The organism is Pseudomonadaceae bacterium SI-3, assembly GCA_004010935.1.
Classification (GTDB): Bacteria; Pseudomonadota; Gammaproteobacteria; order Pseudomonadales; family Pseudomonadaceae; genus Stutzerimonas.
Genome location: CP026511.1, coordinates 2,654,910 through 2,674,804, shown reverse-complemented (window position 1 = coordinate 2,674,804; position 19,895 = coordinate 2,654,910). Strand labels below are relative to the sequence as shown.

At 60.7% G+C, this 19,895-nt stretch carries 17 protein-coding genes; 6 read left to right on the top strand and 11 right to left on the bottom strand.

Translation table 11 applies throughout. The annotated features are described in order from the left end of the window. Positions 1 to 19 precede the first annotated feature (19 nt). From C1896_12510 to C1896_12480, 7 genes are all read right to left on the bottom strand, one after another. Complete coding sequence (locus C1896_12510) at positions 20 to 1,387, bottom strand: C4-dicarboxylate ABC transporter (protein ID AZZ45640.1); 1,368 nt, start codon at positions 1,385 to 1,387, stop codon at positions 20 to 22. Between the two features lie 16 nt (positions 1,388 to 1,403). Then, on the bottom strand, positions 1,404 to 1,985 hold the full coding sequence (locus C1896_12505; GenBank protein ID AZZ45639.1) for a C4-dicarboxylate ABC transporter permease: 582 nt from the start codon (positions 1,983 to 1,985) through the stop codon (positions 1,404 to 1,406). Between the two features lie 243 nt (positions 1,986 to 2,228). Next, on the bottom strand, positions 2,229 to 3,314 hold the full coding sequence (locus C1896_12500) for a C4-dicarboxylate ABC transporter (GenBank protein AZZ45638.1): 1,086 nt from the start codon (positions 3,312 to 3,314) through the stop codon (positions 2,229 to 2,231). A gap of 406 nt (positions 3,315 to 3,720) precedes the next feature. After that, positions 3,721 to 4,116, bottom strand: coding sequence for a MerR family DNA-binding transcriptional regulator (locus tag C1896_12495; GenBank protein ID AZZ45637.1), 396 nt, complete (start codon positions 4,114 to 4,116; stop codon positions 3,721 to 3,723). A gap of 133 nt (positions 4,117 to 4,249) precedes the next feature. Further along, complete coding sequence (locus C1896_12490) at positions 4,250 to 4,876, bottom strand: CoA transferase subunit B (GenBank protein ID AZZ45636.1); 627 nt, start codon at positions 4,874 to 4,876, stop codon at positions 4,250 to 4,252. A 2-nt stretch (positions 4,877 to 4,878) separates the two neighbouring features. After that, a complete protein-coding gene (locus C1896_12485; protein AZZ45635.1) occupies positions 4,879 to 5,574 on the bottom strand; it encodes a succinyl-CoA--3-ketoacid-CoA transferase in 696 nt (231 codons plus the stop codon). A 40-nt stretch (positions 5,575 to 5,614) separates the two neighbouring features. Further along, positions 5,615 to 6,511, bottom strand: coding sequence for a hydroxymethylglutaryl-CoA lyase (locus tag C1896_12480; protein ID AZZ47656.1), 897 nt, complete (start codon positions 6,509 to 6,511; stop codon positions 5,615 to 5,617). 170 nt (positions 6,512 to 6,681) lie between these two features. Between C1896_12480 and C1896_12475 the strand changes: the two genes are divergently transcribed. Next, positions 6,682 to 8,304, top strand: coding sequence for a methyl-accepting chemotaxis protein (locus C1896_12475; protein ID AZZ45634.1), 1,623 nt, complete (start codon positions 6,682 to 6,684; stop codon positions 8,302 to 8,304). A 179-nt stretch (positions 8,305 to 8,483) separates the two neighbouring features. Here C1896_12475 and C1896_12470 read toward each other — a convergent pair whose 3' ends face one another. The 4 genes from C1896_12470 to C1896_12455 form a co-directional block, all read right to left on the bottom strand. Then, the gene (locus C1896_12470; GenBank protein AZZ45633.1) at positions 8,484 to 10,397 is read right to left on the bottom strand and encodes a 3-methylcrotonyl-CoA carboxylase; all 1,914 of its coding nucleotides are present in this window, start codon (positions 10,395 to 10,397) and stop codon (positions 8,484 to 8,486) included. Further along, positions 10,394 to 11,197: a gamma-carboxygeranoyl-CoA hydratase gene (locus C1896_12465; GenBank protein ID AZZ45632.1), complete on the bottom strand. Its 804-nt coding sequence runs from the start codon at positions 11,195 to 11,197 to the stop codon at positions 10,394 to 10,396. The genes C1896_12470 and C1896_12465 overlap by 4 nt, the downstream gene beginning before the upstream one ends. Positions 11,198 to 11,283: 86 nt before the next feature. Next, on the bottom strand, positions 11,284 to 12,891 hold the full coding sequence (locus C1896_12460; protein AZZ45631.1) for a methylcrotonoyl-CoA carboxylase: 1,608 nt from the start codon (positions 12,889 to 12,891) through the stop codon (positions 11,284 to 11,286). A 152-nt stretch (positions 12,892 to 13,043) separates the two neighbouring features. After that, positions 13,044 to 14,207: an acyl-CoA dehydrogenase gene (locus C1896_12455; protein ID AZZ45630.1), complete on the bottom strand. Its 1,164-nt coding sequence runs from the start codon at positions 14,205 to 14,207 to the stop codon at positions 13,044 to 13,046. Positions 14,208 to 14,440: 233 nt separating this feature from the next. On the opposite strand from C1896_12455, the gene C1896_12450 reads away from it, so the two are divergent. The 5 genes from C1896_12450 to C1896_12430 all read left to right on the top strand — a co-directional run bounded on the left by C1896_12450 (position 14,441) and on the right by C1896_12430 (position 19,872). Beyond that, positions 14,441 to 16,117: an AMP-binding protein gene (locus tag C1896_12450; GenBank protein ID AZZ45629.1), complete on the top strand. Its 1,677-nt coding sequence runs from the start codon at positions 14,441 to 14,443 to the stop codon at positions 16,115 to 16,117. 58 nt (positions 16,118 to 16,175) lie between these two features. Next, positions 16,176 to 16,769: an alkylhydroperoxidase gene (locus C1896_12445; GenBank protein AZZ45628.1), complete on the top strand. Its 594-nt coding sequence runs from the start codon at positions 16,176 to 16,178 to the stop codon at positions 16,767 to 16,769. Positions 16,770 to 16,873: 104 nt separating this feature from the next. After that, positions 16,874 to 18,136, top strand: coding sequence for an outer membrane porin, OprD family (locus C1896_12440; GenBank protein AZZ45627.1), 1,263 nt, complete (start codon positions 16,874 to 16,876; stop codon positions 18,134 to 18,136). Between the two features lie 249 nt (positions 18,137 to 18,385). Further along, positions 18,386 to 19,159, top strand: coding sequence for an ABC transporter ATP-binding protein (locus tag C1896_12435; GenBank protein AZZ45626.1), 774 nt, complete (start codon positions 18,386 to 18,388; stop codon positions 19,157 to 19,159). Next, entirely contained in the window at positions 19,156 to 19,872 is a 717-nt protein-coding gene (locus C1896_12430; protein AZZ45625.1) for an ABC transporter ATP-binding protein, read from the top strand. Before C1896_12435 ends, C1896_12430 begins: the two co-directional genes overlap by 4 nt. Positions 19,873 to 19,895: the final 23 nt, after the last annotated feature.

Below are 19,895 nucleotides of genomic sequence, written 5' to 3'. Positions count from 1 at the left end.
AAGGCAGCCGGGTCCGGGCTCAGAGTCCGTACACCTCGTTGGGCAGCCATGTCGCCAATGGCGCGAAGAAGAAAACCAGTGCCAGGCCCAGCAGCTGGATCAGGATGTAGGGCATGACGCCGAGATAGACGTCCCGCGTCGTGACTTCCGGCGGGCAGACTCCCTTGATATAGAACAACGCGAAGCCCACCGGCGGGGTAAGAAACGAGGTCTGCAGGCACAGCGCGAAGAGCACGGCAAACCACAGCGGATCCACGCCCATGGAAAACAGCACCGGCGCCACCAGCGGCAGGATGATCAGGGTGATCTCCACCCAATCCAGGAAAAAGCCCAGCAAGAACGTGATGAACAGGACGGTCAGCAACACCCCAGTCTGGCCGAATGGCAGGCCGGTGAGCGCCGCGCGGATCACGTCATCGCCGCCCAGTCCACGCAACACGGCGGCGAACACCGTGGCACCGATGAAGATGCCGAAGATGAATGCTGAGGTGCGGCTGGTCTGGTAGAGCGCTTCCTTCAGCACCGCCATGTTCAACTTACGGCTGAGGGCAGCCATCAATACCGCGCCGAATGCACCTACAGCAGAGGCCTCGGTGGTGGTGGCGATGCCGAAGAAGATCGAGCCCAGCACGGCCAGAATCAGGACGAAGGGTGGCACCACCGCCCAGAACACATCGATCAGCGCCTTTGCATCGAGCTTTTGGCGATTGGCCGGAGCAGGCGCAAAGTCCTTCTTCAGCCACGACACCACAACGATGTAGAGGATGTACATCAGTGCCAGCATCATCCCGGGTATCAGCGCACCCATGAACAGCTTGCCCACTGAGGCTTCCGACGTACCGAGTCGGTCGGCCATCAGGACCAACATGATGCTTGGCGGAATCAGAATGCCCAGGGTGCCAACCGAACAGGCGGTGCCGACGGCGAGGCTCTTGTTGTACTTGGCCTGCAGCATCGGCCCAATCGAGAGCATGCCGAGCAGGGCCACCGAGGCGCCGACGATACCGGTGGATGCGGCCAGCAGGATGCCCACCAGCACGACCGTTACGGCGTAACCGCCACGCAACGGACCGAGTATGCGAACGAGGCTGTGCATCAGTCGCTCGGCGATACCGGAGCGGTCAAGCATGATGCCCATAAAGATGAACAGCGGCAGAGCGACCATCAGCTCATTGGCGACGATGCCGTAGATGCGGGCATCCAGAACGCCGATGGTACCGTCCCAGGTGAACCAGAGATCGGCGTCGAAGTGTTCGACCATCACGTGGCCGAGCACGGCGAACAGCAGCCCGATGCCGGCCAGCGACCAGGCAACGGGGAAGCCAAGCAGCAGCAGCCCCATGAAGGTGGCGAACATGCTGATGACGAGAATTTCTTCCAGACCCATGATTACGGCTACTCCATCAGGGCTGCGAATGGCCGCGGTCGCGGACATGCGTCGGGGCTACAAAGGCCCGCGGAAAATTGAACAGCAGCGTGCTGCAACGAGTGGCCCGTGAAAGCAGCGCCAGTGCTACTAGCGTCAGGCCTATGGGCAATACGCTTTTGAAAATGTAACGATGTGGCAGGCCGCTCGGCGCCTGCGAGCGCTCGTCATAGATGAAAGCCTGGTAGGCGAACGGCACCAGTGCGTCGACCATCAGCACCACGATCGGCAATGCCAGTATCAGGATCGCCAGCAGTTCGATGATGGCCTGGCTGCGCAGCGTGAATTTCTCACGCAGTACATCGACGCGGACATGGTCATCTCGCACTACGGCGTACGCCAGGGCGAGCATCAGGGCTGCACCGAACAGGTGCCAGGACAGTTCTTCCAGCGCGATCGAGCCGCGAGAGAGGACAAAGCGGCTGAACACGTTGGTCAACACGACCGCCAAAACCAATAGCCAAATCCATGCACTGGCTTCGCCGATGGCGACCAGTGCTTTGTCCAGCCACCAGGACAGCTTGTTGTGAGGCAATGCATCCGTTTGAGCGGCGGGCACGGCTTCGTTAGGGGAAACGGGATGAGCGGACACGGCCACCTCGGAGATCCGAAACCAGGGGAAGACACGGCACGCAGGCCGTGCCGCTAGAGCTTGTCAGGTCGGCCAGATTCTTCACCTGTTGTGCTAAGACTGCGTGACTGCGCTTCGGCAGTTGCCAACCGACCGCAGAGAACCTCAGCACACCAGGCCATACGTAACTGACAAGGCAACCCTAGCGGGCGCTAGGCTTTGATGAGTGGATCACTCGTACTTGTAATAATCGCGCGGCAAGTAGCCTTTGCCGTGCCAGATCGAGTGGTGCTTCATGAAGTCACGCTGGCTGGTCAGGACGCGATTGAACATTTCGTCCTTGGCCGCGATTTCATCGAGCACTTCGTTGGTCACGCGCTCCAGCTCACGCAGCACTTCTTCTGGCAACACCTGCGCTTTCACGCCCTGCTTTTCGTACTCGCGCAAGGCGGTCGGCTGGGCCCATTCGCTTTCGGCAAAACCTTTGAGGGTGGCCGATTCGCAACCCATTTCGATCAGCGCGCGGCTCTGTGGCTCAAGTTTGTCCCAGACACCCTTGTTCACCAACAGGTGCGAAGTGGTCAGCGTCTGGTGCCAGCCGGGCATGATGTAGTTCTTGATGATCTGATCAAGGCCCAACATCTTGTCGATCGCCGGCTGCGAGAACTCGGTGGCGTCGATGGTCTTGCGCTCCAGCGCCTGATAGATCTCGCCACCAGGGATCATCGTGACCGAGGCGCCGAGTTTTTCCAGCACCTTGCCGCCGATGCCGGCAAAGCGGATACGCAGGCCGTCGAAGTCTTCCAGCTTCTCGACTGGCTTGGCGAACCAGCCGGCGCCTTCCGGCCCGATGATGCTGCAGAGCATCGGGTGGATGTTGCGCTCAGCATAGATTTCTTCCAGCAGTTTCTTGCCGTCACCCTCGTAGTACCAGGCCAGATAGGCTGGCGGCTCCATGTTGAACGGCGCGCCGGAGTACAGAGGCAGTGACGCAATGGTGCCCTGATCGTAGCCGATCCAGGTATAGCCAGCCGGGTACTTGCCGTTGCTGACCGCATCCATGATTTCGAACGGCGGCACCAGTTCGCCGGGCTCGTAATAGCGCAGCTGGATATCGCCGCCAGAAATGGCCTTGAGCGACTCGGACAGGTGTTTGATTGGAGTGGTTAGACCGACCAGGTGCGACGGGAAGGCCAACGGCACTTGCCAGCGGATCTTCTCGACAGCCATGGCGTCAGCGCTGATCAGGCTGGCGCTGAGAACGGTAGTGGCACCGATGGCGCAGGCGAGACGGGACAGCTTTTTGGATATCGACATTGCAGGTTTCCTTCTTTTTTTTGTTTTGGTAACCAGAGGCGCAGACCGGCATTCAGTAGGCCGGAAAGCAGGACGGGAGCAGCAGCGCTTTTTCGTCCCGCCAGGTGTTCTGGCGTCGTGCATGTATTACTTAGCAGGTTTTGTGCCTGACTGTTAGAAAACCTGGTAACCCGTGGGCCAGGGGCTTCTCGGGGTGCTGCCGAATTGACGGGTGTCCAATTGGCCGGACACTCATCAGGGTCGATAGGAGGGCTGTCCAGATCGTTGGACTGGTGTCTATTTATCTGGACGGTGACAACTGGTAAGCCAGCAGCCATTGCGACGCCATTTGGCGCCCAGGCTGACCTCAAACAATGACGATTCGGTGGGAGGCGTCAGATGCGAATGACGGAAGCGTTAGCCGAGCTCAGCCCGCATCTTTGTCCACGGTCGCTTTAAGGGCGGTGAGGCAGCGTTCTTCTGCGGTATCGAGTTCCAGCTGCATCTGCTGGATATCAAGCAGCTGTTGTTCGAGCTGTTGGCGGCGTTCAGCAATCATGCCGAGCATGATGTTCAGCTGTTTCTGATTGCCGGCCTTGGGGTCGTAGAGTTCGATCAGCGTCTTGCATTCGGCGAGGGAGAAGCCGATACGTTTGCCGCGCAAGATGAGCTTCAGGGCAACACGATCCTTGGGGGTGTAGATGCGCTCCTGACCGCGCCGCTTCGGCGAGAGCATGCCTTGTTCTTCGTAGAAGCGTATGGCGCGGGTGGTGATATCGAGCTCGTTGGCCAAATCGGAAATGCTGTACGTCTGCTTTGCCATGAAGGTATCCAGTCCTGCCTATCCACCCACGGCTCGCGATGAGCCGGGCGCGCGTTTACTACGGTTTAAAGCGAGTCAAGGCTACACGCTGCGCTGGCCCGATGCACAGTGGCACCGGGCCATATTGCGGCGCTCAGTGCTGGATTGTGCAGCCGGTGGCGTCTTGCATCTCCTCGAAGCTAACGCCGTCGGCCAGCTCCACCAGTTTCAAACCCTGCTCGGTAACATCCAGCACACCCAGGTCGGTGATGATCCGGTCGACTACCCCGACGCCGGTCAGCGGCAGGTCGCACTGCTTGATGATCTTGTGCGCGCCCTTGGCGGTGTGCTCCATCAGCACGACGACACGCTTGACCCCGGCCACCAGATCCATCGCGCCGCCCATGCCCTTGACCATCTTGCCGGGGATCATCCAGTTCGCCAGGTCGCCTTTTTCGGAAACCTGCATGGCGCCGAGAATTGCCAGGTTGATATGGCCGCCGCGGATCATGCCGAAGCTCATGGCGTTGTCGAAAAAGGCACTCCCGGGCAGGGCGGTGACGGTCTGCTTGCCGGCGTTGATCAGATCCGGGTCGATCTCGTCCTCGGTGGGGAAGGGGCCGATGCCGAGCAGCCCATTCTCGCTCTGCAGCCAGACGTCCATACCGTCGGGAATGTAGTTGGCCACGAGGGTTGGCAAGCCGATGCCGAGGTTGACGTAGAAGCCGTCCTGCAATTCCTGTGCGGCGCGTTGCGCCATCTGTTCGCGTGTCCAGGCCATGATCAGCTCCTCACCGTACGCTTTTCGATGCGCTTCTCAGCGTTCGGGTTGTGGATGACGCGCTGCACGTAGATGCCCGGCAGGTGAATCTGGTCGGCGTCCAGTTCGCCGGTTTCGACCAGATGATCGACCTCCACCACACAAACCTTGCCGGCCATCGCGGCGAGCGGGTTGAAGTTGCGCGCGGTCTTGTTGAATACAAGATTGCCAGCCTTGTCGGCCTTGAAGGCTTTGACCAGCGATACATCGGCGGGCAGCGACTCTTCCATCACGTACCACTCACCGTTGAATTGGCGAGTTTCCTTGCCCTCGGCGATCAGCGTGCCGTAACCGGTGCGGGTGTAGAACGCCGGTATGCCCGAGCCTGCGGCGCGTAGCTTCTCGGCCAGAGTGCCTTGCGGCGTGAATTCGAGTTCTAGTTCGCCGGCCAGGTACTGGCGCTCGAACTCCTTGTTCTCACCGACGTAGGAGGAAACCATTTTGCGCACTTGGCGCGTCTCGAGCAGCAGGCCGAGGCCGAAGCCGTCGACGCCGGCATTGTTGCTGATCACCGTGAGGTCTTTCTTGCCGGTGTCGCGCAGTGCTTCGATCAGCGCTTCGGGAATGCCGCACAGGCCGAAACCGCCAACGGCAAGTGTCATGCCGTTTTCGACTAGGCCGTCGAGTGCCTGCTGGGCGTTGGGGTAGATCTTGTTCATGGAGGCCTCTTGTTATTTGAGTGAGGGCGATGGCGTTGGGTTATTGCGCGGCCAGACGCGCCCGAGCGACCCGTGATCCGTTGGGACGACCCAGTACGTCACTGATGCGTTGCCCTGCGGCGATCAGCATGTCCAGGTCAATCCCGGTCTCGATACCCAGGCCGTTAAGCATGTAGAGCACGTCTTCGCTGGCGACGTTGCCACTCGCGCCTTTGGCGTACGGGCAGCCGCCGAGCCCGGCGACCGAACTGTCGAAGGTACAGACGCCCTCTTGCAGGCTGGCATAGATGTTCGCCAGCGCCTGCCCATAGGTATCGTGGAAATGCCCGGCGAGCTTGTCACGCGGGACCTCACGGGCAACGGCTTCGAACAGCTGACGGGTCTTGCCTGGGGTGCCGGTGCCGATGGTGTCGCCCAGCGATACCTCATAGCAGCCCATGGCGAACAGCTCATGCGCGACATGCGCGACACGCTTAGGGTCGACCTCGCCTTCGTAAGGGCAGCCCAACACGCAAGAGACGTAGCCGCGTACCTGAATGCCGTTCTCACGCGCGGCGATCATCAGCGGGGCAAAGCGCGCCAGGCTCTCATCAATGGAGCAGTTGATGTTCTTCTGCGAAAACGCTTCCGAGGCGGCGCCAAACACGGCCACTTCGCTGACGCCGGCTTCGATGGCAGCTTCCAGCCCCTTCAGGTTCGGCGTCAACGCCGCGTAGGTCACGCCAGGCTTCTGCCTGATCTGAGCGAAAACGTCAGACGAGCCCGCCATTTGCGGCACCCACTTAGGCGACACGAAGCTACCCACCTCGATATAGCGCACCCCGGCAGCACTCAGGTCGTCCACCAGGTGCACCTTGTCTGCGACGCTGATCGGCTGTTTTTCGTTCTGCAAGCCGTCTCGCGGGCCGACTTCAACCAGGCGAACCCGGCGTGGCATTTCAGTGGTAGTGGTCATCGGTTTTCCTCATGACAAGTACGGGTGCCTTCCCGGTAAAAGGGGGTTGACCATCGGGTCATACAGAGACCGTCAATGCTCAAGTTCCGAACAGCGTGGCAGATAAGGTTAGAAGACCCGGCCCTTCCGGGGCACCACGTCCGAGAATCGCCATGCTACGCAAATTGAAAATCTCCCATCGCACGCTGTTGTTCTTTGCGCTTGTAGCTGTGCTGCTGACTGCGCTTGGGTTGTTCAGTCTGATGCAGATGGCGGCTATACGTGCGGCGGGCAGCGAAATCGACTCCGACTGGATGCCAAGCCAGGCAGCCGCAGACGACATGGCGTTGCACTTCGCTCACGTACGGATCGAGTCCATGCGTCAGCTTGCCTTTCACGATGCCGAAACGCTTCGTAAGAGTGGTGAGCAAATCGCTGCTGCAATGAATGAGATCGGTCAGCTGATGGTTCGTTACGAAAGCCACATTTCCGACCCTGACGAGGCTCGTACGTTTGGCGTCGTCAAAGAGGTATACGCGACCTATCCCAAGGCGCTTCAGGAACGGCAGCGCGTGATGGATAGCAACGCGAGCGCTGAGCAGATCGCCACGGCTAACGCGCGGGTTACCGAGCTGAGCCACCAGTTCGAGCAGGCCTTGTCGAAGCTTCGATCCTTCAACGAAGAGGGCGCTCACCATGCTGTAGAGGCGGCCACTGCCGTTTACCAAAAAGCTCAGATCGTGATCGCGTTGGTGATCCTCGTTGCGCTGATCTTCACCGTAGCGTTGGCCGTGCTGTTGACCGCCAGTATCGTGCGGCCCATGCGCCGGGCGGTCGCTGTTTCTAATCAGATTGCCAAAGGAGACCTGACGCATGATGTGCATGTCGATGGCCATGATGAAGCCACCGAGCTGCTGACCTCGCTGAGCGAAATGCAGACCAACCTGCGCGATATCATTGGCCAAATCAACGACTCGGCCCATGTGCTGACGGCCTCGGCGGAAGAGATGAGCGCTGTCATGCTGGACAGTACCGAGGGCCTGCAAAGGCAGAACGACCAGATTGAACAGGCCGCCACGGCGGTGAATGAAATGACTTGTGCGGTCGAAGAGGTAGCCAGCAACGCGGTGTCGACCTCTGAGGCGTCGCGGGCGTCGAGCGAGTCGGCCCAGCAGGGACGCAAACAGCTTGAAGACGCCATCGCGTCGATCCAGGCGTTGGCGGACGACGTGGTCAGCGCTTCGGCACGTGCCGGCGATCTGGCCAATCAGACCCACAACATCACTCGAGTGCTGGATGTGATCCGCGCCGTTGCCGAACAAACCAACCTGCTCGCGCTCAACGCGGCCATTGAAGCTGCGCGCGCCGGAGATGCCGGTCGTGGATTCGCCGTTGTGGCGGACGAAGTGCGAGCGCTGGCGAAGCGCACCGGGGAGTCGACCCGCGAGATCGAGTCGATGATTGGCAGCATCCAGAACGGCACGACGCTGACGGTTGAAGCATTGCAACAAGGTGCCTCTCGCGCTCAGGGCACGCTCGATAAAGCCGAGGCTGCAGGGGTTGCCCTGGCGCGGATTGCCGAGACGGTGGCCGGAATCAACGAGCGCAACCTGGTTATCGCCAGTGCCTCTGAGGAGCAGGCGCAAGTCGCCCGTGAAATTGACCGGAACCTGGTCAGCATTCGCGAACTCTCGGTGCAAACGTCCGCTGGCGCCCAGCAGACCAGTGTGGCGACGCAGGAACTGTCGCGCCTGGCGGTGGGGTTGAACGGACTGGTACGCCGTTTCCGGATGTAGCCGCGCGGCAACGTTGGTGCGTTGGCAGCGCCGAGGGGGACGCTTATCCAAGCCGCATTTGCGAGCAAGCGCCTCTCTATCGCAGGCTTTTTTAACGTGGGTCGAGCGTGCACGTCGACCGCCACCGCGCGGCAAAAACGGCGGTCGATGCCCGGTTTGCCGGCCGCCAGTAGCGGTCATTACTCAAGCTCCACCAGCGTCGTGCCTTCGCTGATCATTTCGCCTTCGGCGCAGTAGACGGCTTTTACCACGCCTGCTTCGGCGGCTCGGATGCTGTGCTCCATCTTCATCGCTTCAAGCACGACCAATGTGGCGCCGGCCTCGACACTTTGCCCGGCCTCGACCAGCACACGAACGATGCTGCCGTTCATGGGCGCGGTGAGGCCGCCGTGGTGTTGGTGGCTGGCTTCGACGTCGGCGATGGGGTCGAATGCGGTGACGGCTTGCAGCTCGCCATTCCATTCCAGATACAGGGTTTGGTCCTTGCGAATCACTTTGGGCTGGCGGCTGACATTTGAAGGGGCACGCTCGCTGGTGTTGGCGGCCGCATCGATGCGCACCAACCGGCTTTCACCGTTGCATTGCAGATGCACACCAATTCGCGCCGGCATACCGAAGCGCAGGCCGTCGCGCTTTGCCCAGGGCGAATGGAGGTCGTCCTCGCGGATCTTCGCCGGTTCGGTCTGCACGAACAGCTCGCCCGCCTGCTGCCAGAAGTCATCCGGAAGTTCGCCGGGTGTGCGCATCAGGTCGGGTTCGTGGCGTGGGATGAAGCCTGTATCGAGCTCGGCGGCGGCAAAAGCCGGGTGTCCGACCACACGGCGCAGGAAGGCAAGGTTGGTACGCACGCCGCCAACGCAGGTTTCATCGAGCATCGCCAGCAAACGCAGGCGTGCTTCCTCGCGGTTCTCGCCCCAGGCAATCAACTTGCCGAGCATCGGATCGTAGAAGGGTGACACCTGGTCGCCTTCGGCCACGCCGCTGTCGACGCGTCGACCCGGTCCAGCAGCGGATTCGCGGTAAAGGTCTAACGTGCCGGTGGCGGGGAGGAAGTCATTGTCCGGGTCTTCGGCATACAGCCGCACTTCGATGGCGTGACCGTTGAGCGGCACCTGATCCTGTGTGATCGGCAGCGGCTCGCCACGCGCGACACGGATCTGCCAGGCCACCAGATCCAGGCCGGTGATGGCTTCGGTCACGGGGTGTTCGACCTGCAGGCGGGTGTTCATCTCCATGAAGAAGAATTCACCGCGCGCGTCGAGCAAAAATTCCACCGTGCCGGCGCCCACATAGCCGATGGCTTGAGCCGCTTTGACCGCTGCTTCGCCCATGGCGCGACGCAGCTCGGGCGAAAGTCCTGGCGCGGGAGCTTCCTCGACGACCTTCTGGTGGCGGCGCTGGATCGAACAGTCACGCTCGTTCAGGTACAGGCAGTTACCGTGCTGATCGGCAAATACCTGGATCTCCACGTGGCGCGGTTTGAGCACGTATTTCTCGACCAGCATCCGCGAGTCGCCAAAGGACGACTGCGCCTCACGCTGAGCCGATTGCAGCGCTTCGGCCAGATCCGTTTCACGCTCAACCACCTTCATGCCTTTGCCGCCGCCACCGGCGGTGGCCTTGAGCAGCACTGGGTAGCCAATCTTTTCTGCAGCGACGCGGAAGGTTTCCACGTCCTGCGCTTCACCGTGATAGCCAGGCACGAGCGGCACGCCGGCTTTTTCCATCAGCGCCTTGGCGGCGGATTTGCTGCCCATGGCATCAATGGCCGAGGCGGGCGGGCCGAGGAAGATTAGGCCGGCATCCTCAATGGCGCGAGCGAAGCCCGCGTTCTCCGAGAGGAAGCCGTAGCCGGGATGGATCGCTTGTGCGCCGCTGGCTTTGGCGGCGTCGATCAGCTTGTCGATCATAAGGTAACTGTCGGCCGGCTTGGCGCCGCCGAGGTCAACACGAATGTCTGCCTCGCGGGCATGCCTCGCATCGCGGTCGATGGCGCTGTGCACGGCAACGGTGGTCAGGCCCATGGCCTTGGCGGTGCGCATCACGCGGCAGGCGATTTCGCCCCGGTTCGCGACCAGCAGGGTGGTTATCATTGTTCTGGCTCCTGCGTCCAATTCGGTTTGCGCTTTTCGAGAAAGGCATTGAGGCCTTCCTGTCCTTCGGGGCTGACCCGTATGCGCGCAATGGCGTTTTCGGTGTAGCGGCGTAGCGCGGGGCTCAGCGAAATACTGGCGGCTTCGCGCAACAGGTCCTTGCTGGCACGCATGGCTTGCGGGCTGTTAAGCAGTAGGTTGTCGAGCCAGCCGAGCAAGGCATCGTCCAGTTCGGCGGCGGCGTAGGTTTCTGACAACAGACCGAGGTCGCGGGCGCGCTCGCCACTGAAGCGCTCGCCGGTCATGGCGTAGCGACGCGTGGCGCGTTCACCCATGGCCTTGACGACGAAGGGGCTGATGACTGCCGGCGCAAGGCCGATGCGCACTTCGGAAAGGGAAAACAACGCATCATGCGCACCGATGGCCATGTCGCAGCAGGCAACCAGCCCGACCGCACCACCGAAGGCTGCGCCTTGCACCACTGCCAACGTGGGCAGCTTGAGGTGGTAGAGGCTGTACATCAGTTCGGCCAGCTCACGGGCGTCGGTGAGGTTGGCATCGAAATCCAGCTTCGCCGACTGTTGCATCCAGGCCAGATCCGCCCCGGCCGAAAAATGCTTGCCACGGCCGCGCAGCAGCAAGAAGCGCAGGCTCTTGTCCGCCTGCACCGCGTCGATTGCCAGTACCAGCTCGCGAATCATTTCGGCGTTGAAGGCGTTGTTCTTTTCCGGTCGGTTGAGCCATAGGGTGGCGAAGCCGCGCGGGTCTTTGTTCAATTCGATGGTCTGGAAATCGGTCATCTGCTTCTCCTGTACGAGCCAGCCTGCGGTCAATACGCGCCGCGACCGGCCGCTTTGGCCAGCGCACTGCGCGCGGGATCGCAGGCTTACATCCGGAATACGCCGAATCGGGTCGGTTCGATCGGTGCGTTGAGACTCGCTGAGAGTGCCAGGCCCAGTAGATCGCGCGTCTGCGCCGGATCAATAACACCGTCATCCCACAGTCGGGCACTGGAATAGTAGGGATGCCCCTGGCGCTCGTATTGCTCAAGGATCGGCTGTTTGAGCTGCGACTCGTCTTGTTCTGAGAAGGTCTGTCCGCTGCGTTCGGCCTGTTCACGCTTGACCTGCACCAGCACGCCAGCGGCTTGCTCGCCACCCATCACGCCGATTCTCGCGTTGGGCCACATCCACAGAAAGCGCGGATCATAGGCACGACCGCACATGCCGTAGTTGCCGGCGCCGAAGCTGCCGCCAATCACCACGGTGAACTTAGGCACCTGAGCGCAGGCCACCGCTGTGACCAGCTTGGCGCCGTGCTTGGCGATACCGCCGGTCTCGTACTTCTGGCCAACCATGAAGCCGGTGATGTTCTGCAGGAACAACAGCGGGATGCCACGCTGGCAGGCCAGCTCGATGAAGTGAGCGCCTTTCTGAGCGGCTTCGGCGAAGAGGATCCCGTTGTTCGCCAGAATCGCGATCGGATAGCCGTGCAATGTGGCGAACCCGCAGACCAGGGTGGTGCCGAACAGCGCCTTGAATTCATCGAACTCGCTGCCGTCGACGAGCCGCGCGATGACTTCGCGCACGTCGTAGGGCTGCTTGGATTGTGCCGGAATCACACCATAAAGCTCGTCCGCGGCATAGAGGGGTACACGCGGTTGGCGGGTCTGCACCTGGCCAAGCTTTTTCCAGTTGAGGTTGGCGACGCAGCGCCGGGCGATCGCCAGCGCGTGCTCGTCGTTCTCGGCGTAATGGTCGGCCACACCGGACGTTTTACAGTGCACATCGGCACCGCCGAGATCTTCGGCGGTGACCACTTCGCCCGTCGCGGCTTTGACCAACGGCGGGCCGGCGAGAAAGATCGTCGCCTGGTTGCGCACCATGATGGTTTCGTCAGCCATGGCTGGCACATAGGCGCCACCGGCGGTGCAGGAGCCCATCACCACCGCGAGCTGCGGGATGCCCATGGCACTCATGTTGGCCTGGTTGAAGAAGATGCGACCGAAGTGTTCACGGTCCGGGAACACCTCATCCTGGCGCGGCAGGTTGGCGCCGCCGGAATCCACCAGATAGATGCACGGCAAACGATTCTGCTGGGCGATGGATTGCGCGCGCAGGTGTTTTTTCACCGTGAGTGGGTAGTAGCTGCCACCTTTTACCGTGGCGTCATTGGCGATGATCACGCATTCGACGCCCTCGACTCGGCCGATGCCAGCCACCACGCCCGCAGCAGCAACGTCTTCACCGTAGACCTCGTAAGCCGCCAGGGGTGCGACTTCGAGAAAGGCCGAACCGGGGTCGAGGAGGGCGTTGATGCGGTCACGCACCAGCAGCTTGCCGCGCGAGACATGGCGCTGCTGCGCTTTCTCGCCGCCACCTTCGCTGACGCGCCCGAGCAGCGTGCGCAGGTTGGTCACCTGTTCGAGCATCGCGGCGCTGTTGGCCGCGAACTCCGGTGAACGGGTATTGATCTGGGTATTCAGGATGGCCATAGAACCCTCGAAAAGAGCGCTGGAGGCTGGAGCTGGACGATGGCCGAAGTGGCACTTCATCCTGGGTAGGGTGGGCTTCAGCCCACCACCTCCGGGAATGGTGGGCTGAAGCCCACCCTACGGTTACCGCGTTCCGCCTCTGCTGCTTTGTCTTATTTGGTTTCGTTGAACAGTTCGCGGCCAATCAGCATCCGGCGAATCTCGCTGGTGCCGGCGCCGATTTCGTAAAGCTTGGCGTCGCGCAGCAGGCGGCCGGTAGGAAATTCGTTGATGTAGCCGTTGCCGCCGAGAATCTGGATCGCCTGCAAGGCCATCTGCGTCGCCGCTTCGGCGGTGTAGAGGATCACCCCGGCGGCATCCTTGCGAGTGGTCTCGCCACGGTCGCAGGCTTGCGCCACGGTGTAGAGGTAAGCGCGGCTGGCGTTGAGCTGGGTGTACATGTCGGCCACCTTGCCCTGGATGAACTGGAACTCGCCGATGCTTTGGCCGAATTGCTTGCGGTCGTGGATGTAGGGCACCACCACATCGAGGCACGCCTGCATGATCCCGACCGGGCCGCCTGCCAGCACCACGCGCTCGTAGTCCAGGCCGCTCATCAGCACCTTCACGCCACCATTTTCGACGCCAAGCACGTTCTCTTCCGGAACCTCGACGTCATCGAAGAACAGCTCGCAGGTGTTGGAGCCGCGCATGCCGAGCTTGTCGAACTTGCTGCCGCGCGAGAAACCCTTCCAGTCGCGCTCGACGATGAACGCGGTGATGCCGTGCGCGCCTTTATCCAGGTCAGTTTTCGCGTAGATGACGTAGGTGTTGGCATCCGGCCCGTTGGTGATCCAGGTCTTGCTGCCGTTGAGGACGAAGCGGTCACCCTTGCGATCGGCCCGCAGCTTCATCGAAACCACGTCGGAACCGGCATTCGGCTCGCTCATCGCTAGCGCACCGACGTGCTCACCGGATACCAGTTTGGGCAGGTATTTCGCTTTCTGCTCCGCCGTACCGTTGCGGTTGATCTGGTTGACGCAAAGGTTGGAGTGCGCGCCGTACGACAGACCCACCGAGGCCGAGCCACGGCTGATTTCTTCGATAGCGATGACATGTGCCAAGTAACCCATGCCAGCGCCGCCGTATTCCTCGTCTATGGTGATACCGAGCAGGCCCATGTCGCCAAACTTGCGCCACATGTCGCTGGGGAAGAGGTTGTCACGGTCGATGGCTTCGGCGCGGGGCGCCAGTTCGTTCGCAACGAAACCGCGGATCTGGTCGCGGAGCATGTCCACGGTTTCACCGAGCGCGAAGTTGAGGCCTGAATAGTTCATGTGCCACCTGTCTATTTTGTAGTTGTTCTGATCCGACCGCCGATCAAAAGCTGGATTTCGCCTGCGGCTCAGCCTGTTGTTTGTCACGCTTGCGCACCGACTTTTGGCGTAGGGTGCGGTGGGTTGTCACGCTGTTACCTTTACGTTAACGTAACCACGTCCCGAATGACTGTCAACAACAGCGCGCGGGACAGTAAGGCCTCATAACAAACATAAGACTGAGGAATTTCGACATGAGTCTTCCGAGCTACACCTGCGGACCGCAGACCAAACCCCTGTTGCCGATGACCATCGGTGCGGCGTTCGACCGGGCTGTCGAGCGGTTCTCCGACCGTGAGGCCTTGGTCGTTCGTCACCAGAACCTGCGCTACACCTGGGCCCAGCTGGCCGAAGAGGTGGACCGTTGCGCACGGGGCTTGCTGGCACTCGGCCTCAAACCTGGCGAGCGGGTGGGCATCTGGTCGCCTAACAATGCGCAGTGGTGCATCGCTCAGTTTGCGACCGCCAAGGTGGGTGTGGTGCTGGTTAACATCAACCCGGCCTATCGCCTCAACGAACTCGAATATGCCCTTAAGCAGTCCGGCTGCCGCTGGTTGATTTGCGCCGATGCGTTCAAGACATCCGACTATCACGCGATGCTGCATGAGCTGCTGCCGGAGCTGGAGCGCTCGGCCATCGGCGCCTTGCAGAGCCACATGCTGCCCGAGCTGCGTGGGGTGATCAGCCTGTGCGACACGCCGGTTGACGGCATGCTCCTGTGGAAAGGGCTGATGGACATGGCGGAGAACGTCGGCCCGGAGCAGCTGCGCCAATGCGGCGAGCAGCTGCAATTCGATGACCCGATCAATATTCAGTACACGTCCGGCACCACGGGTTTCCCCAAGGGCGCCACGCTCAGTCACTACAACATCCTTAATAACGGCTACATGGTCGGTGAGAGCCTCAAGCTCAGCGAGCACGACCGGCTGGTAATTCCAGTCCCGCTTTATCACTGCTTCGGCATGGTCATGGGCAATCTTGGCTGCGTCACCCATGGCACCACGATGATCTATCCGAGCGCCGCCTTCGAACCGCTCGCGGCGCTGCAAGCGGCAGCCGAAGAAAAGGCCACCGGTATGTACGGCGTGCCGACCATGTTCATCGCCATGCTCGACCACCCGGAGCGTCAATCGCTGGATCTGAGCAATCTGCGCACCGGGATCATGGCCGGTTCCACCTGTCCGATCGAAGTCATGAAGCGGGTCATCGACGACATGCACCTGGCTGAGATGCAGATCGCGTACGGCATGACCGAAACCAGCCCCGTCTCGACTCAGACCGGCCCGGATGATGACCTTGAACGCCGTGTCACCAGTGTCGGGCGCACCCAGCCGCACCTGGAAAGTAAGGTAGTCGACGAACACAACCGCATCGTCCCGCGCGGGCAGATCGGCGAACTCTGCACCCGCGGTTACAGCGTCATGCTCGGTTACTGGAACAATCCGGAGGCCACCGCCGGTGCTATCGACGGCGCGCGCTGGATGCACACCGGCGACCTGGCGACCATGGACGAGGAGGGCTACATCAAAATCGTCGGCCGCAACAAAGACATGATCATTCGCGGCGGTGAGAACGTATATCCACGGGAAGTCGAGGAGTTCCTGTTTACCCACGCGGCGGTGGCTGACGTGCAGGTGATCGGCGTACCAGACAAGACTTACGGTGAGGAGATCGTTGCGTGGGTCAAGTTGCACCCGGGGCATTCAGCAACTGCCGACGATCTGCGCGAGTTCTGTAAAGGGCGGATCGCACATTTCAAGACGCCGCGACATATCAAGTTCGTCGATGAGTTCCCGATGACGATCAGCGGCAAGGTGCAGAAGTTCAAGATGCGCGAGGTCAGCGTCGCAGAGCTCGGCATTGCCGAGTGATGACCCAGCGGCTGGTTTCGACTAGCCGCTTCATTTGCTGAACGATACGGAGCCCTCCATGACCCAGCCCATCAGTCGTTTTCCGCTCGTCGATGACTTCGCTTCGCTGCCGGACGATGTGCGTGAGCGCGTTCTGGCGGTAGAAGAGAAAGCCGGCTTCATACCCAATGTTTTTCTGATGTTGGCCCATAGACCAGATGAATTCAGGGCTTTTTTTGCCTATCACGATGCGCTGATGGAGCGAGAATCGGACAGTCTGACCAAAGCCGAGAAAGAAATGATCGTGGTGGCGGTGAGCGCCGATCATGGCTGTCTGTACTGCGTAGTGGCGCATGGTGCGATTCTGCGAATCCTGGCCAAGGATCCACTGATTGCCGATCAGATTGCAGTGAACTACCACACCGCCGGGCTCAGCGAGCGCCAGCGGGTCATGCTCGATTTTGCGCTGCACTTGGCTGCACAACGTGGCGTACTGGATGACGCTTGGCAGGCGCGATTGGAAAAGATGGGCTTCACTCAGAGCGACATCTGGGACATTGGCGCGATTGCTGCGCTGTTTGGTCTTTCCAACCGTCTGGTGTCGATGGCGCGAACGCCGCCCAACGACGAATTTTATTTGCTGGGTCGCGTGCCCAGAGCTGCCGCGAACTGAGCGGTAGCCATGGATTTACCGCATAACGCGGTAAACGAGACCCGACAGGAGCGAGGTCGGGTCCATCAGCTGCATCAACCAAGACAATAACAAGAGAGATGATCATGCAATTGAAACCCCTGAGCCGTTTCTTCCTCTTCAGCAGCCTGGCAGCTTCAGCGCTGGGCACCTCAACCATGGCATCCGCCGCGTTCCTCGATGACAGCAAAGCCAGCGTCGAGCTGCGCAATTTCTACATGAACCGTGATTTCCGCCAGTCCGGCGCGTCTCAATCCAAGGCCGACGAATGGGCGCAGGGCTTCATCCTGAAGATGGAATCGGGCTACACCGAAGGGCCGGTCGGCTTTGGCGTGGATGCGCTCGGCTTGCTGGGCGTCAAGCTCGATTCCAGCCCGGATCGTTCCGGTACTGGCATCCTGCAGCGCGATTCGTCTGGTCAGCCGTCTGATGACTACGGCACTGCCGGCCTGACCGCTAAAGCGAAGATGTCCAACACGACCCTGCACGTCGGCACCCTGCAGCCGATCATCCCGGTGGTGATGCGCAACGACAGCCGCCTGCTGCCCAGCATCTTCCGTGGGGGCTGGTTGCAGAGCAAGGAAATCGAGGGTCTGACCGTTGATGTCGGTATGCTCGATCGCATCAGCTACCGTGACTCGTCGGATTATGAAGAGCTGACGGTGTTCAATGGTGGTGCTCGGAATATTCAATTGGGCAGCGCCAAAACCAGCGACGAGTTCCTGTTCGCCGGTGGCCGCTACCAGATCATGCCGGAGCTTACCGCTAACTATTACTACGGCGGCATGGATGGCATCTACAAGCAACACAACACGCAGTTGGTCCACATCATGCCGCTCGGTGAGAACCAGAGCTTCAAGACCGACCTGCGCTACGTGCGCTCCACCGATGACGGCGGCAGCAACGTCGATAACAACGCCTTTGGCGCGCTGTTCACCTACAAGATCGGCGGCCATGGCTTTACTGGCGGTTACCAGACGTTGAGCGGCGACACCGGCTTTGCGTACGTCAGCGGCGGCGACAACATGCTGATCAACCTGTTGCAGATCAATGACTTCGGTAACGAAGATGAGAAGTCATGGCAGGTCCGCTATGACTATGACTTTGCTGCAGCTGGTATCCCCGGGCTGAGCCTGATGACCCGCTACGTGTCCGGTGACAACGTCAACCTGGCCGGCGGCGGCGAAGGTGAAGAGTGGGAACGCGACACGGATATCGCCTATGTGGTCCAGAACGGACCGTTGAAGAACCTCGCCATGAAAGTGCGTAACGCTACGGTACGCAGCAACTTTGGCAGCGACATCAACGAAACTCGCGTGATCCTTAGCTACACCCTGGCGCTCTGGTAAGCGCCCTGAGCAGCACCGCAATACCTCCTCGTTGATCCTTTACCGGGCCCTTGCGGCCCGGCTTTTTTCAGCAGTCTCCATGCGTACGGCAATGCCGCACAAGCCGCATCGCTACCCACTTTTTTACTCAAGCGAGCGTTTGAAAACGATGCTTGCAACAGCTTGCAAACGATTGTTATCGTTTACGTAAAGGTCATCCACAGACCTGCGCCATAACCAACAACAATAATCAAGGTTAGAGGGCATCCCATGGCACCTGAGTTCGTGCTGGAAACGCGCGGTCTGACCAAGGAATTTCGCGGCTTCACCGCAGTGGATTCCGTCGATCTGCGTGTGCAGAAGGGACACATCCACGCATTGATCGGCCCCAACGGTGCCGGCAAGACCACAGTGTTCAACCTCCTTACCAAGTTTCTGACGCCCACACGCGGCGAGATCCTCTATCGCGGCAAAGCGATCACGTCGATGAAGGCCAACCAGATTGCCCGCCTCGGGCTGGTTCGCTCGTTCCAGATCTCGGCGGTGTTCGGTCACATGAGCGTGTTGGAAAACGTTCGTGTCGCCCTGCAGCAAAAGCTCGGCACGTCCTATCACTTCTGGAAGTCCGAACGGTCACTGCGCGAGCTCGATGAGCGAGTCATGCAGTTGCTCGCCGAAGTGGACTTGGAATCCTACGCCCAGACGCTCGCCATCGAGCTGCCCTATGGCCGAAAGCGCGCTCTGGAACTGGCGACCACGCTGGCGCTGGACCCGGTCGTGCTGCTGCTCGATGAACCTACGCAGGGCATGGGCGGTGAAGACGTCGACATGGTCGTAGCCCTGGTCCGCCGGGCTGCGGTGAACCGCACGGTGCTGATGGTCGAGCACAACCTGAGCGTCGTCAGCCGGCTCTGTGACCGCATCACCGTACTGGCACGGGGTTCGGTTCTGGCCGAAGGCGATTACGAAAGCGTTTCGGCAAATCCCGAGGTGCGCGAGGCCTACATGGGCAGCGAAGCCGACGCAGAGGAGGCTCACGCATGACGCCCAAAGCTGACCGCGACCAGCTGCGGGTCGACGACCTGCATGCGTTCTACGGTGAATCGCACATCCTGCATGGGGTCGACCTGGTGGTCGGGCGCGGCGAACTCGTCACCCTGCTGGGGCGCAACGGCTCAGGCCGTAGCACCACGCTGCGCGCCATCATGAACATGGTGGGACGGCGGACCGGCTCCATCATCGTCAATGGCAATGAAACCATCGACATACCCGCCCACCAGATCCCCAGACTTGGCGTGGGCTATTGCCCGGAAGAACGCGGGATCTTTTCCAGCCTCAATGTCGAGGAAAACCTGTTGCTTCCGCCCACCGTGCGCAGTGGCGGCATGGGATTGGACGAGCTTTACGACATGTTCCCCAACCTCTACGAGCGCCGTTTCAGCCAAGGCACCCGGTTGTCCGGCGGCGAGCAGCAGATGCTGGCCATGGCGCGAATCCTGCGCACCGGTGCCAATCTGCTACTGCTTGATGAGATCACCGAAGGGCTAGCCCCGGTGATCGTGCAGAAGCTCGCCGAGGTCCTGATCAAGCTGAAGAAACGCGGCCTGACCATCGTGCTGGTAGAGCAGAATTTCCGCTTCGCCGCGCCACTGGCCGACCGTCATTACGTGATGGAGCACGGGCAAATCATCGAAGAGATCAGCGCCGCCGACCTGGATTCGAAAAAGGAGTTTTTGAATAGCTGTCTGGGGGTCTGACCGCCCTCGTCATGGAAGCCAGC

Bases quoted from the DNA above. Each gene is read 5' to 3' on its own strand.
- C1896_12470 (AZZ45633.1), bottom strand. From the start codon at position 10,397: ATGATAACCACCCTGCTGGTCGCGAACCGGGGCGAAATCGCCTGCCGC.
- C1896_12500 (AZZ45638.1), bottom strand. From the start codon at position 3,314: ATGTCGATATCCAAAAAGCTGTCCCGTCTCGCCTGCGCCATCGGTGCC.
- C1896_12435 (AZZ45626.1), top strand. From the start codon at position 18,386: ATGGCACCTGAGTTCGTGCTGGAAACGCGCGGTCTGACCAAGGAATTT.
- C1896_12460 (AZZ45631.1), bottom strand. From the start codon at position 12,891: ATGGCCATCCTGAATACCCAGATCAATACCCGTTCACCGGAGTTCGCG.
- C1896_12510 (AZZ45640.1), bottom strand. From the start codon at position 1,387: ATGGGTCTGGAAGAAATTCTCGTCATCAGCATGTTCGCCACCTTCATG.
- C1896_12450 (AZZ45629.1), top strand. From the start codon at position 14,441: ATGAGTCTTCCGAGCTACACCTGCGGACCGCAGACCAAACCCCTGTTG.
- C1896_12485 (AZZ45635.1), bottom strand. From the start codon at position 5,574: ATGAACAAGATCTACCCCAACGCCCAGCAGGCACTCGACGGCCTAGTC.
- C1896_12480 (AZZ47656.1), bottom strand. From the start codon at position 6,511: ATGCCACGCCGGGTTCGCCTGGTTGAAGTCGGCCCGCGAGACGGCTTG.
- C1896_12440 (AZZ45627.1), top strand. From the start codon at position 16,874: ATGCAATTGAAACCCCTGAGCCGTTTCTTCCTCTTCAGCAGCCTGGCA.
- C1896_12475 (AZZ45634.1), top strand. From the start codon at position 6,682: ATGCTACGCAAATTGAAAATCTCCCATCGCACGCTGTTGTTCTTTGCG.
- C1896_12430 (AZZ45625.1), top strand. From the start codon at position 19,156: ATGACGCCCAAAGCTGACCGCGACCAGCTGCGGGTCGACGACCTGCAT.
- C1896_12455 (AZZ45630.1), bottom strand. From the start codon at position 14,207: ATGAACTATTCAGGCCTCAACTTCGCGCTCGGTGAAACCGTGGACATG.
- C1896_12495 (AZZ45637.1), bottom strand. From the start codon at position 4,116: ATGGCAAAGCAGACGTACAGCATTTCCGATTTGGCCAACGAGCTCGAT.
- C1896_12445 (AZZ45628.1), top strand. From the start codon at position 16,176: ATGACCCAGCCCATCAGTCGTTTTCCGCTCGTCGATGACTTCGCTTCG.
- C1896_12465 (AZZ45632.1), bottom strand. From the start codon at position 11,197: ATGACCGATTTCCAGACCATCGAATTGAACAAAGACCCGCGCGGCTTC.
- C1896_12490 (AZZ45636.1), bottom strand. From the start codon at position 4,876: ATGGCCTGGACACGCGAACAGATGGCGCAACGCGCCGCACAGGAATTG.